This is a genomic window from Jeotgalibacillus sp. ET6, assembly GCF_029667115.1.
Taxonomy (GTDB): Bacteria; Bacillota; Bacilli; order Bacillales; family Jeotgalibacillaceae; genus Jeotgalibacillus.
On the sequence record NZ_JARUIU010000001.1, the window covers coordinates 356,327 to 368,861 of the forward strand.

The following is a 12,535-nucleotide window of genomic DNA, read 5'->3' on the forward strand; positions in this document are numbered from 1 at the left end:
AGAGCTTTTTTTTACATATCATGACCGCTGTTTTTATTTTGCCTTGAATGGTTTTGGTTTTTAACTTTATGAGAACCGCTCATCGGTTTTGGCTGTGTGGTTTCTGACTGCTTATTATTTTCTTGTTTTTTTGACATGTCCTTCACCTCCTGGTTTAGTTTGATCAGACTGATGCATTTTAAACATTGATGTGAAAATTTTAATTTAAAGAGGTTTGCTTTTTCATTCTAAAATAAGTAGAATAACGATATACATAAAATATCTAGGTAGGTGATTATATGTTCAATCGGGAGTTAGTGAAAGGGAGTACGTCATTGCTGATGCTTCAGCTGCTCATAGAGAGAGATATGTACGGATATGAATTAGTTAAAGAATTGGAAGCAAGAAGTGACCAGGATATAAGTATGAAGGAAGGGACGATGTATCCTGCTCTTCATAAATTAGAAAAGCAGGGGTATATTGAATTTTATTGGCAGGAACAACCGAAAGGTGCTGCCCGTAAATATTATCGAATTACAGAACCAGGTAAAAAACTTCTTCAAGAAAAAACAGATGAATGGGTAAAGTTCGTAGGTGTCATTAATAAAGTGATGGGGAGAGCTAAGAATGGACCAGCTGAAGATTGAATATCTTACCAAGCTGGACAATGAGCTTCGGCGTCATCCTAATAGAGAATCGATCCTTGAAGAGTATGAAATCCATCTGGAAGAAATGATCGCAGAATTACAATTTACAAAAGACGAAATTGAAGAAGTCAGTAATAGGGATATAACAGAACGATTAGGAGATCCACAAGAAATCGCACGGTTATGGCTGGAGGAAAAATCTGTTACTCCGGATAATATGAAATGGCTGTTTATCAGCTACAACATTTTAATTTTTCTGGGGGGAGGATTGTTAACCTTATTTTATAATATGTATGAGTGGTCATGGGTTCAAAATATCTGGATCATTTTAACCAGCATACCTGTTTTTATCAGCGTGATCTACTTGTTTTTCTGGGCTCTTCTTGGTTATGAAATAGGGAAAGGGTTTGGATATAAAGGCCATTCACTTCTTAGAAAAACGTTTATCTTTTCATTGGTTCCCAATATCACGTTGATGCTGCTGGTTGTCTTTGAAATTATCCCTCAGGATTGGTTTGCTCCCTTATTGTCTCATGAGTTTATTTTAAGCTGCATTGCTTTTACGATTATCCTGTATCCAATTAGTTATTTAAGCTATAAATGGGGAAGAAGAGCCTCTGTCTAAGGGGCCTATTATTTATCTTTATACCTAGATTTTCTATGCTTATATACATAGAATTACTATGTATTTTAAAAGGGGGAAATATGTTGAATAGTACCATTACTTTAAACCAATGGTGGATCTTAATCTGTAGTCTTTTTTTAGGGTTTGTGTTAGATAAACTAATTTTCGTCCCAAAAGCAGGCATTTCATATGTTATTTTTATCATTTTGTTTTATACTATCTTCTTTATCATTCTCAGGAGTATTCCTTTATACAACAGACGTATGGGGAACTTCTTATTGCTTTGTATCCTGGTTCTGTCCTTAAACTATTTTTTATATGATCAAATGATTTTTTATTTGCTCAATTTTCTAGTTATACCTGCCTTTATGTTTTTACATTACCTGTTAAGCATACAACCTAAAAACACCTCCAGCTTTTTTATTCCGCATACAATCATTCGGTTCGGGCTAAAGAAATTGAGAGTGTCTGTTAATCAAATCGTGCTTTTATTCATGTATTGTACCCGCTTATTCAGTCGAAATATAGATGAGCAAAAAAGAAAGGTATGGTCAAAAGTTTTCTATGGCCTGTTGTTGTCCATTCCGCTTCTTTTCATTGTGATTGTGTTGTTAATGTCATCAGATCTTTACTTTACAACTATACTGACTCAAATCCCTTCGTGGTTTACTCTGCTTTCAGTAAATACTTTACAGGATATTTTGCTCATTCTGCTGTTCGGATGTTTATTTTATGGGGTTTTCCAAGCTGCGTTTGTTTATACAGAATCTTTGACTTCAAACAATCCGGACCAAATAAAAGCATTTGATCAAATCATTGTCATGACGCTGCTCGTTCTATTGAACCTCGTCTATCTTTTTTATCTGGTAATTCAGTTCGCGTACTTTTTTAATGGTGATCTCGCAGAGGGTTTCACATACGCAGAGTATGCGCGACGTGGTTTTTTTGAACTTGTAACGATTACCATGATCAATCTTACTGTTACTGTTTTCATCCTTCATTTTGTAAAACAGGACCATACATTCTATAAGAAAATCATTCAAATCCTGCTTAGTATTCTGCTGGGGAGCAGTTTACTTATATTGATTTCTGCATTTATGCGGTTGCATCTATATGAACAGGCGTACGGTTTTACCTTCACTAGAATTCTGGTTCACACCTTTATCATTTTTCTCTTTGTTATTATTATTTACACGATTATAAAAGTATGGCTTCAGCGTTTATCCTTGCTTCATTTTTATTTTCTTTCCTCCCTGATTTTCTATTGTAGTATAAATATCATTAACATTGATAGCATCGTGGTTGATAGAAATTTGGAACGATATAAATTAACCGGAAAAATCGACTTGTATTATCTTAACGAAATGTCTGACACCGGTAAATTAGGACTGATTGAATTGCATGAGCTCAATTCGGAACTTGAGGGACTTGAGAACTTATTGCAGGAAATAAAAGAAGAGAGGCTCCAAACTCAATCTGACAAGTGGCAAGCCTATAATCTGACAAAGCAGGAATTAGACAGAAAATTACAGGAGCTGACTATTAATTAATATACTTTTGAGCATACTATTTAACATCTTAAAATAAGGGAGAGAGTATACATGGCAACAAGAGATTCTGTACAGCATTGTCTGGATCATTGTGAGGAAGCAATTTTAACTGCACAAACGGAATATGATAAGGCATCTTTACAGGAACATTGGAATGATGAAGAGTACACGCAGGCACAGCTTCAGCTTGAGCAGGCTTTTATGGATCTTGAAAAGCTTATGAAATCAGCAAATGAAGAACAGGAAGATACACTTCAAAGAAAAAGGCTTCAAATTCAGGAGATGCAAAATAAGATGCAGCTGCTGCGTCATTAAATTCCAGCCCAACACTCAGCGAAGAGAGTGTTGGGCTTTTTTGAAACTTTTACCTTTTATAGACGTATAAACGGGTAGGAGGGATGGATATGTGGAATCAGTTAGTGGAAGAACAGATTGCTTTGCAAGGAGAAATAGCTGCCAGAAATAAACTCATAAGAAGAAAAAATATCCTTGAAGAAGAATTACATAACCAGAAAAGAAAAAGAGACCAAGCATATCAATTGTTTACGAAAGAACAGCAGGATGTCCATGATCTTGACCAATTTTCGTTTATCAACTTATTTCGAGAAGTGACCGGGAAAAAAGAACAAATGCGGAAACGGGAACTCGCTCAAGCTGCTGAGGCAGAACTAAAGTGTAATGAAGGGGATAAAATGGTTCGTGATGTGCAGAAGGACTATGAGGCGGTAGTAAAGAAACTTCAAAATCCTATTTGGACGGGATTGGACCAGGAGTGGGACCTTCTTATGGAGAAAAAAGAAAACTGGCTTCGATCGCACACGCAAACTCAGCGCCAGCAATTGGATTCTCTACAGATTTTAAGAAGAGATTTAGATACGCTGGTTATTGAAATGAATGAAGCGTTGACAGCAGGAGAAAAAGCTTTGCTTGCACTTGAAAATGCTTTCAAACATATGCAATCTGCTAAGGATATGTCGACTTGGGATACGTTTCTTGGCGGAGGGTTGATTGCTACAGCCATGAAGCACAGCAGACTGGACGACTCAGAAGACGCCATCCATAAAGCGCAGTTGGAATTGCAACGGTTTGAAACGGAGCTGCAGGATATAGATAATGTATTTTCGGATGACCTTAGAATTGATAGGGGATCGTTCCTCACGTTCGCAGATTACTTTTTTGATGATCTCTTTTCTGAATGGACGGTTCATTCAAGAATCAATAAAACCATGGATAATTTAAAGAACGTCCTTCATCAGGCAGAGCAGACGTGTGAAGACCTAAAGGTACAAATAACGAATGCGGAAGACCAACTCGCTGAAGTAATGAACGATACCAATGCACTGGTTGAAGGGATGGAATTATATTAGGAAACGGTCTTTAATTGATTTTTTGTTTGAGATCTGTGACTTACAGCTTCCAAAATAAACAGCTTGTCCTGAGCACTTAGCATTCTCCAGCTTTTCACTTTTATTTTCATTTTTATTTCCTCCTTTTGGTTATAATTATTACTAGTTCTTTACCTTGATTATTCATGAACGAAACAACAAAAGTTTCTACAATATGTTTCTGTCTGTTTCCTGCATCGTCATGATTCGCAGCTTATTAATAAATTGTATGTTTGTTTTCAGGGAGATATGCCAGATAATGTACGCATTGTAAAAAGAACTTTTATTAAACAACATTAAGAAGCAGCAAAACGCGCTTTTATATCAATTTTATGATTAAATCGCCATTTTTTCTTCCCTTTTTACTATCCATTTCTTCTGCTCTCAGGAAGGGTATCGATGCCACTTCATGAAAATACTGGTTGATAACACATAGAAGTTTATGTACGATGAATAAAGAGCGAATAGTTGAAAGAGGTGCTGATCTTTGTCAAGAAAAGTTGTTTTAATTGTTTTAAGCGGACTGATTGCAGCAGGTTTAATTGCTTGGAGTTCCTATGAATGGCTTGACAAAGGAGATCAACTTCAAAAATCTGAGAATGAACAGGGCGAAGCCGAAGATCCACCTTCTGCTGCAGCTGGCGATTCTGATGAAAAAGAAGAGGAATTTACTGAAGAATCCAGAGCAGCTGCTGCCGGAACAATAACGGATGAGGACTTAGAGCAGTACGAAAAAGAGGGATTAAATCCTTTTAAAAAGAAGGTAAGTCAGGATGAGTTGGATGACTATCATTACCAGGAATACATCCACGGCATGACTCATCAGAAAATAAAAGCAAGTAAAAAATGGGGCTTTTATGAAATACATCCAAAGAGAATTGAGTGGCTTTTAGAAGGACTCGATAAGTCTACGAAAATTACAACGGAAAATAAAGCTGTTTATCGGGAAATTCTTTCAAATTGGAAAGAAGGAGATTTCTCCAAAATTGATAAAGAACACAATAAAATTTGGAGAATGCAGGACGGCACTGTAGGAGAAGCAACGGGGATATTAAGTACTGAAGAAGAGCAGCAATATATTGAGAGCATGGCAAATTAAACTCATTTCAACTGAGGAAAGGGAAAAGTAAATGACCGTTTCTCAACTTTTAACCATCGGACTTTCTATTTTCTTATATGGTCTGCTCTCTTACTATATAGCTCATAACGGGTGGAAATGGCTTGAAGCAGCAAAGATTCCTATTAAAAAAAGATGGTACGGCCTGCTGATTCTAGTACTTACTTTCTCTTATTTGATCGGCAGAGGCACTTCATCATATTATTTTGAATTAGCAGGAGCCTATTGGTTTATTGTAATTGGCTACAGTCTGCTTCTTCTGCCCGCTGCCAATCTTGTTGTCTGGTTCTTCAAAAAACAGAAAAATGATATGTTTATCTATTGGACCGGAATCACAGTAATAGGAGTATATCTCTTTATCTTTCTATATGGCAGCTATAACGCATGGAGTCCAATTACTAGAACATATGAGATTCAAATACAAAAGCCTTCTCCTTACCGTGAGCTTCAGGTTTTAATGGTGTCAGATCTGCATTTGGGACCCATTGTAGGGATCAATCACCTGAAACGTCTTACAAAGCTTTCTGAAAGCATTCAGCCTGATATTATTTTAATTCCCGGTGATATTATTGATGATAATCTGGCTCCGTTTGTTAAGCAGGAAATGGGCAGTGAACTTGGTAAACTTACCGCGCCGCTTGGCGTTTTTGCTGTTTTGGGCAATCATGAGTATTACGGGGACGATCTGGATGAAATAATAGAGGAAATGGAAGATATTGAAATCAGAATGCTACTTGATGAGTCAGAGCTCATTGAAGATTCTTTTTATTTAAGTGGGAGAAAAGATCTGACAGATCCTGAACGTTTGTCAGTTGATGAATTAGTGGATGGATTAGATGAAACCCTTCCGATTATCATGCTTGATCATCAGCCTGTAGAAATTGAAGAGGCGATGAAAGGAGGGGTGGATGTTCTTCTTTCCGGACACACCCATAAAGGACAGGCAGCTCCTGCTAATCTAATTACAGATATGCTTTATGAAAATGATTGGGGTTATCTGCAGAAGGGAAATCTCCATTCTTTTGTATCTTCCGGTTTTGGCACTTGGGGACCGCCGATTCGGATAGGAAGCAGAGCAGAGGTTATGGTAATTAACATTTCATTTAATTGATGGAAAAAAGCTTGCGGCAAAAGATGATTGCTGCAAGCTATTTTTGTGATTATTTTTGCTTGTTTAAAACAGGAAACAATAGTTCTGCTACATTATACGCCTCTTCAAGATGCGGGTAGCCTGAAAGAATGAACGTATCAATTCCTATTTCTTCATATTTTCTCATGTTTTCAGCAACCTGATGGGGATCTCCAACAAACGCTGTCCCAGCTCCTTCACGTGCCAGGCCGATGCCTGCCCATATGCCCGGGCGGATTTCAAGCGAGTCTTTGTTCGAAAGGGATGTTTGAGTCATCGTCGTTTGAGCAGATGAGTCAAACACTTTAAATTTCTCACGAGTCTTTTCAATCACTTCATCGTCTACATACTTAATCAAATTATTTGCTGCTTTCCAGGCTTCTTCTTCCGTTTCCCTTACAATCACGTGAAAACGTATCCCGAATTTTACTTTCCTGCCTTTTTCCTCTGCAAGCTTTCTTACACGTTGAATTCGTTCTTTTACAATTTCAACGGGTTCTCCCCAAGTTAAATAATAATCGACATGCTCTGATGCCACCTCATAGGCAGACTCTGAAGTGCCGCCAAGATAAAGGGGAGGGTGCGGTTTTTGAACAGGTTCGTGTCCTAATTTTCCATCCCTGATATCCAGGTAATCCCCTTTAAATTGTACAGATTCTTCAAGATAAAGCTTTCTCCAGACTGTTAAAAATTCATTCGTTAATTTATATCTGTCACTATGAGATAAATGCAGACCCTCGCCAGCAAGTTCTACAGGATTTCCACCCTGAACAATATTTAAAAGAACTCGTCCACCTGAAATGCGATCAAACGTTGCGGCCATCCTTGCAGAGATAGCAGGGGACGTTAGCCCTGGACGAATCGCAACTAAGAATTTCATACGCTCGGTAAGGGGAATCAAACTTGATGCAACCACCCATGAATCTTCACATTCTCTACCAGTAGGCAGCAGTGCACCATCAAATCCTAACCGGTCCACCGCTTGCGCAACCTGCTGAAGGTAATCAATCGTAACTTCACGTTTCCCGACAGTTGTGCCTAAATATCTGCTATCACCGGCTGTAGGTAAAAACCAAAAAATATTCATTAAAATCCTCCTAAATAATATATTATTCCGATTAGAATAATAGGTTTTAAAAGCTAAAAATTAACTCGCACTTTGCTTCGTCCTTGAAGAAGCTGTATGAGTTATATATATAAAGAACTGAAAATAATTATGATTGGTTTGCCAATTGATGGGGCAAGTCCAACATAAAAAATTTCTTGCTATGTATGATTGTACTAAACTTAAATGATAATTCAGAATATGTCAACAATAGAAAACTAATTATATAAAGATAATTCTTCAGGTTGAAAACTCATCCAGCAACTTCAGCTTCTAAGATTTATGAAGTCTAAACTAGTGGTTAATTTCAACCAAAAGATTAGTTATTTTCAAATGATCTAAATGGCTGTTTAAATTTAACGGCAAACTAAGAGTGTGGGATTTAAAATAAATTAAAGAAATGTAACTTCAAATGTATTGGAACGTATAGTAAGGTGACAAGGGGAGTTTAAAAATGAGTATTAAATCGTTTTTATTTTTTAGTTTACATAATATATATTATAGGAAGTTAATTAAATTTCATTATTTCTGTCTCATAACCTTAGAATACTTATAATATTGAGATGAAAGATTTAAAATTATAGTAATCCATACTCATTTCTACATTAGACTCTATTTTAATAAAAATTAAACTTTTGTGTGTTTCGCTTTTAAGGTATTAAATTTCATGGCAATTTAAAGCGAATAAATTCTTTGCAAGCCACTTTGCTTATGTAAATACCTTGCAGACTCAAGCAAACTTTTCTTTCGCCTACAAGATAAATTTTTTGGTTATCCTTTATTTGTTTACTCTGAAGTGTCCAGTGATGCCTGCTGTGCCGGCGTAATTTCCATATGTGGATAATTAATGCGTTCTTCAAATTCCACCCAGTCAAGATTTGCCATTAGCAGCAAATACCTTTTTCCGCTTTCCGGATCACTAATAATGATATGGTCCCGCCCAGCTGTTTCTACACGCCCGCGGTAAATCATCGCGTTCCATTTGCTGTTTCCCTGATACGTATAATAAAACGTGCCGATCTTACCTTTATTAAAACGCAGAATATTCTCGATAAATGATTCTTCTATTACTCCTGTTGGAAATTGCTGACCTGTACCTATAGGCATTACGGGTACCGAATAAGATGGTCCTGAGGGCGTATTTAATGGAAATCCTCCTGTATTTTGCATGCCTTGAGTTCCCATCATCGATCCCTGAGGATAATTATAATTCCCATAATTCATATCTAAATCAGCTCCCTTTTCATTTTATCGGTAAAATTCTGGACAATAGCCTGGCACGCCAACATAGAAACAATGATTCCTGTAAGCAAATTCAAACTGTGTCATGGGTGATCGCGGCATGGTTTCGGTGCATGGCGCCCGGAATTTACTGCCGGGACTTGGATTAAAAAACCATAAACTTTCCCTTGCACGGGGATCTCTGTACCCTTGAAGCAAGTCTCTTGCCCGTTGCAGGTCACTTTCGTCGGGACGCTGCGTATACAAGGTTCCGTTCAGGACTGGTTCAAAATGAGGAATCCCAGTGCCTGGTATCGTTTGATAAATCGCGTGTCTGATATTCCGCAGATTTTTAAAGTCTGGTGCACAGTCTGCTTCAACACGATTGGCTACTACTGTTCCAACCATATTCATTCCCTGTGGACCTTCTCCTATGGCTTCTGACAGCATCAGTCTGGCTAAATAATCCACATCTCTATCTGTGTGTTTGATAGGTCTTCCCAATTAAATCACCCTCTTTAAACCTTTACAGTTAAGATATTGACCCATAGCCTAAATGGGAACTTGTCCAGCAGCCCAACCTTTAAAAAGAAAAAGCGAGCATAAGACAAAAGTGTCTCATGCTCGCTTACCGGTTCATTCGCTTTAAGCGGACTCGTGCTTCCATATCCTGCAGGGAGTCTCAACCTTCAATTCCTCTCAGCTCATAATTTAAAGTGAATACTGAATCAATTTCTAATCTTTAACATCATATCCCATCCTCGGGAGTGGGTTGTTATTTTTGCTGTTCCTTATCGTACAGCTTTGCGATCTGATAACGCCTGACAGATATAAATGCATTGATTAAACAAATAATTCCCAGCAATGCAGCCATGGCGTATTCCTCTCTAACCACGTTTTGAATTGCCCAAAATCCGGTTAATAGAGCAAAAATAACATTTACTGCAATCATCGCCGGTTGAAAACGCATATCCTGCCTCCTGTTATTTAAGATGTAAGTTTTTAAAGCCTTTTTGATTAATTTCGTCCAGATATTTTTCTTCAAGCGTGAACAGTAATTCAATCGCTTCGTCTTGATTCAGCTCATTTTTTGCTATTTTTTCTTCCAGTTCATTTCTGGCTAGTACAGCAGCAAGCTGATCCGGAAGGATTTCCTGTTCATAGGTTCTCATTCCCTGATCGAATTCCTGTTCCATTGCGGGGGTCGGGAAATATTGCTGAAGGCTTTCATCGTATTCCACGTACTCTCCCATTCCCGCTTCTTTTGCAAATGAAAGCATGTATTGTTCTGTCTTCATAAACTCCTCATCCTGACCCTCTTCTGTTTCTTTCATGGAATGAAGGACGAGATCACCCAAATAGAGGGCCTGAATCAATTTTTTATACTGCTGACTATTCAATTCAATATTCATGATGGTTTCTCCTTCCTATTTATGTATTCTAGAGTTTATAAATTTACATGCAAAAAAAGCAAGCTGCTGCCCGCCTTTTCTGTCTGCTATTCTGTAAGAGACGTGCTTCCATCCTGCTGTATGATCTTCTTTTCCTTGTAAAGCCGGCCCAGTGCTCTTTTAAACGCGCCTTTACTCATTCCAAATGTTTCATATATAAGTTCAGGCTCGCTTTTGTCGCCAAATGACATAGTCCCGCCATGTTCTTGAAGATATTCGTAGACAATCTCAGCATCATCAAGCATCTTGTCCTGTTTTCTTGGGATAAGAGAGCCATTGAGTGTACCGTCTTCTTTGACGCCAATAATACGCACTGACACGTCTTCTCCTAAACGCGGCTCTTCATATCGTTCACTCTCATGAACAAAGCAAAGATATCCTTCCTCTGTAAGAAGGAATGTACCGACGCGCAGTAACCGGTAAGGGCGTGCTTTTAACTCCTTATTATGAAGTTCAGGGTCAGCCCGGTTGGAAAGAACCTGGACAACTTCTTCTGTTGCAAGGCGCGCAAACATATTTCCGGCACGATCTGTGCGAAGCGTAACATATAAATAATCTCCCGCTTTTGGCCAGACATGTTTCGCTGCAGGAAGATCCATGGCTACGGCCGTCACTTCACGGGAAATGCCAATATCAAGTGCAGCGCCGTCCCTGTCATTCACTTTTATCACTTTTGCCCATCCATAGGACCCTTTACGAATTTCAGGAATGTTCATCGAAGCAACAACCCGTCCTCTTCGGTCTGCATACAAAAAGAAATCGTACGCCTCCCCAATAGTCAGCTCTCCTGTGACTTCTGACTCATTTAACGGATACTCATCTTCCCCTCTAATCAAATAAAACCCAAAAGGTGCTTCACGATCTACAGTTAAACGCTGGACAGTGCCAGCTAGTGATTCTTCTTGATCATACATAAACTAGTTCCTCCTGTTACGATTCATTGTTGTTTAATCTACCATGAACACTGCTAAATGTACATCTCCTGATAAAAGTCTGATATTAACTTCTTCTTTTCTGCTTGATGATTTTTATGGAAAAGGTAACAATTTTGGTCTCATCCGGTTGAACGGTTACGCGCAATTGAAGTTCATTTGCTGTTTTCGCAAGGATGTCGGCGGAAGCATCAATTAATTCCCACATCCTGCCGTAGATTGCATGTGAAATAATCACTTCAGCCGGTGTATCTTTTCTGCTTGTGATTCTATATACATGATCTTCGACTGTATCTTCCCCGCTGAGATAGCTTCTTATAACTTCATGTTCACTGTCAATATCAACAGCTCTGCCTAAAACAGATTGGACCTCTTTGCCTTTTGGTGTAAAAGACATCCTATCTTCTCCTGCAAAGTACTCCCGCCCGCCAGATCCATAATAAAATGTTATTTTCCCTTTTGACAGAGGAGTATCACTCATATGTGTCCATTCAACTACTGTGGATGGATGATCATCAGAAGAGGTAACGGCATAAAATAACCGATAAGCCGCATCTGCTTGCACAAAAGGAATCATCGTGGACTGACGATCAGGAAGAGACACTAAAAAAGGGATCGTATAAAGGTGCAGATCGCCCTCTCCCTCTTCAGTAACCTGACTGTACTCAGAGCTTTCCTTTAGCATCATGACTGAAGGTTCAGTCGAGTTGTCTGAAACAATGCGGTTTGTTTCGCCCGCCATTGCCTGCAGTGAAACCTCTGTAAAGCTTTGTCCGGTCCGATTAATAAATTGAAGCGTACCTTTTATATGCAGGATTCCATTTTCCAACACCCCGATATAAACAGCAGACCATGATAAATGATCGAGTAAGTAGCCAAGCGCCACCTCTGTGGAATGAGATGAAGGCTCCACCCGAAGTGTCACCACCGGATCTTCCCGAACTTCTTCCGGCACACGTTCTACAGAGAGCTGTCCTGAAGGATTCACCAGGACTTCTTTTGTGACAGGATCTTCTATTATAAAGTCAGGTGAAGATGCAATTAGTTTGAAGCTTTTTTGCTTTTCATCTGTTTGCTTAAACAGGATTTGACCTCCTTCTAATGCGCGTAATATTGTTTCTTTTGTAATCCCTTCTGACTGTCGAAATCTCCATTCCTTCACGTGGATACCTGTTATTCTTAGACTTGATTCGTCCATCGTCAACGGCAGATTCGAAAGCATGATCCATTCCGGGGTACCGGCAGACAGCTCTCTTTTTTCCTGAATAAGGGCGAAATTGTTTTCATATACAATCAGATTCATGGATTTGCGCTGGCTTTCGTTCCAATAGTTGATGGTAATCATCTCCTTTAGGCGGATAAAGACTTCAATATTTTCTATTGTCTCACTTTTT

The 12,535-nt window shown here is 38.6% G+C and carries 15 protein-coding genes; 7 read left to right on the forward strand and 8 right to left on the reverse strand.

Going from position 1 to position 12,535, the window contains the following annotated elements:
* Positions 1-11: 11 nt before the first annotated feature.
* On the reverse strand, positions 12-137 hold the full coding sequence (locus tag P6709_RS01755) for a small acid-soluble spore protein P (protein WP_278239162.1): 126 nt from the start codon (positions 135-137) through the stop codon (positions 12-14).
* A gap of 141 nt (positions 138-278) precedes the next feature.
* Between P6709_RS01755 and P6709_RS01760 the strand changes: the two genes are divergently transcribed.
* The 7 genes from P6709_RS01760 to P6709_RS01790 all read left to right on the forward strand — a co-directional run bounded on the left by P6709_RS01760 (position 279) and on the right by P6709_RS01790 (position 6,414).
* Entirely contained in the window at positions 279-626 is a 348-nt protein-coding gene (locus P6709_RS01760) for a PadR family transcriptional regulator (RefSeq protein WP_278239163.1), read from the forward strand.
* Positions 607-1,251, forward strand: coding sequence for an HAAS signaling domain-containing protein (locus P6709_RS01765; protein WP_278239164.1), 645 nt, complete (start codon positions 607-609; stop codon positions 1,249-1,251). The genes P6709_RS01760 and P6709_RS01765 overlap by 20 nt, the downstream gene beginning before the upstream one ends.
* Positions 1,252-1,514: 263 nt before the next feature.
* Positions 1,515-2,801 (forward strand): DUF4153 domain-containing protein, encoded by a 1,287-nt coding sequence (locus P6709_RS01770; RefSeq protein ID WP_336618984.1) that lies wholly within the window; start codon positions 1,515-1,517, stop codon positions 2,799-2,801.
* 51 nt (positions 2,802-2,852) lie between these two features.
* Complete coding sequence (locus P6709_RS01775; RefSeq protein ID WP_278239166.1) at positions 2,853-3,116, forward strand: DUF2524 family protein; 264 nt, start codon at positions 2,853-2,855, stop codon at positions 3,114-3,116.
* An 89-nt stretch (positions 3,117-3,205) separates the two neighbouring features.
* Entirely contained in the window at positions 3,206-4,168 is a 963-nt protein-coding gene (locus P6709_RS01780) for a hypothetical protein (protein ID WP_278239167.1), read from the forward strand.
* Between the two features lie 505 nt (positions 4,169-4,673).
* The gene (locus P6709_RS01785) at positions 4,674-5,285 is read left to right on the forward strand and encodes a DUF6241 domain-containing protein (protein WP_278239168.1); all 612 of its coding nucleotides are present in this window, start codon (positions 4,674-4,676) and stop codon (positions 5,283-5,285) included.
* A 31-nt stretch (positions 5,286-5,316) separates the two neighbouring features.
* The gene (locus P6709_RS01790; RefSeq protein WP_278239169.1) at positions 5,317-6,414 is read left to right on the forward strand and encodes a metallophosphoesterase; all 1,098 of its coding nucleotides are present in this window, start codon (positions 5,317-5,319) and stop codon (positions 6,412-6,414) included.
* A 49-nt stretch (positions 6,415-6,463) separates the two neighbouring features.
* Here the strand turns inward: P6709_RS01790 and ssuD are convergent, their stop codons facing one another.
* From ssuD to P6709_RS01825, 7 genes are all read right to left on the reverse strand, one after another.
* Entirely contained in the window at positions 6,464-7,519 is a 1,056-nt protein-coding gene (gene ssuD / locus P6709_RS01795) for an FMNH2-dependent alkanesulfonate monooxygenase (protein WP_278239170.1), read from the reverse strand.
* An 804-nt stretch (positions 7,520-8,323) separates the two neighbouring features.
* A complete protein-coding gene (gene gerQ, locus P6709_RS01800; RefSeq protein WP_442905283.1) occupies positions 8,324-8,761 on the reverse strand; it encodes a spore coat protein GerQ in 438 nt (145 codons plus the stop codon).
* A gap of 24 nt (positions 8,762-8,785) precedes the next feature.
* Positions 8,786-9,262, reverse strand: a complete 477-nt coding sequence (locus P6709_RS01805; RefSeq protein WP_278239171.1) for a cell wall hydrolase — start codon at positions 9,260-9,262, stop codon at positions 8,786-8,788.
* Between the two features lie 271 nt (positions 9,263-9,533).
* On the reverse strand, positions 9,534-9,728 hold the full coding sequence (locus tag P6709_RS01810) for a hypothetical protein (protein WP_278239172.1): 195 nt from the start codon (positions 9,726-9,728) through the stop codon (positions 9,534-9,536).
* Positions 9,729-9,741: 13 nt separating this feature from the next.
* Entirely contained in the window at positions 9,742-10,170 is a 429-nt protein-coding gene (locus P6709_RS01815; protein WP_278239173.1) for a hypothetical protein, read from the reverse strand.
* An 86-nt stretch (positions 10,171-10,256) separates the two neighbouring features.
* Positions 10,257-11,123, reverse strand: coding sequence for a CvfB family protein (locus P6709_RS01820; RefSeq protein WP_278239174.1), 867 nt, complete (start codon positions 11,121-11,123; stop codon positions 10,257-10,259).
* Positions 11,124-11,208: 85 nt separating this feature from the next.
* Positions 11,209-12,486 carry a DUF4139 domain-containing protein gene (locus P6709_RS01825; protein ID WP_278239175.1) on the reverse strand — a complete coding sequence of 426 codons (1,278 nt, stop codon included), beginning with the start codon at positions 12,484-12,486 and terminating at the stop codon, positions 11,209-11,211.
* Positions 12,487-12,535 lie beyond the last annotated feature (49 nt).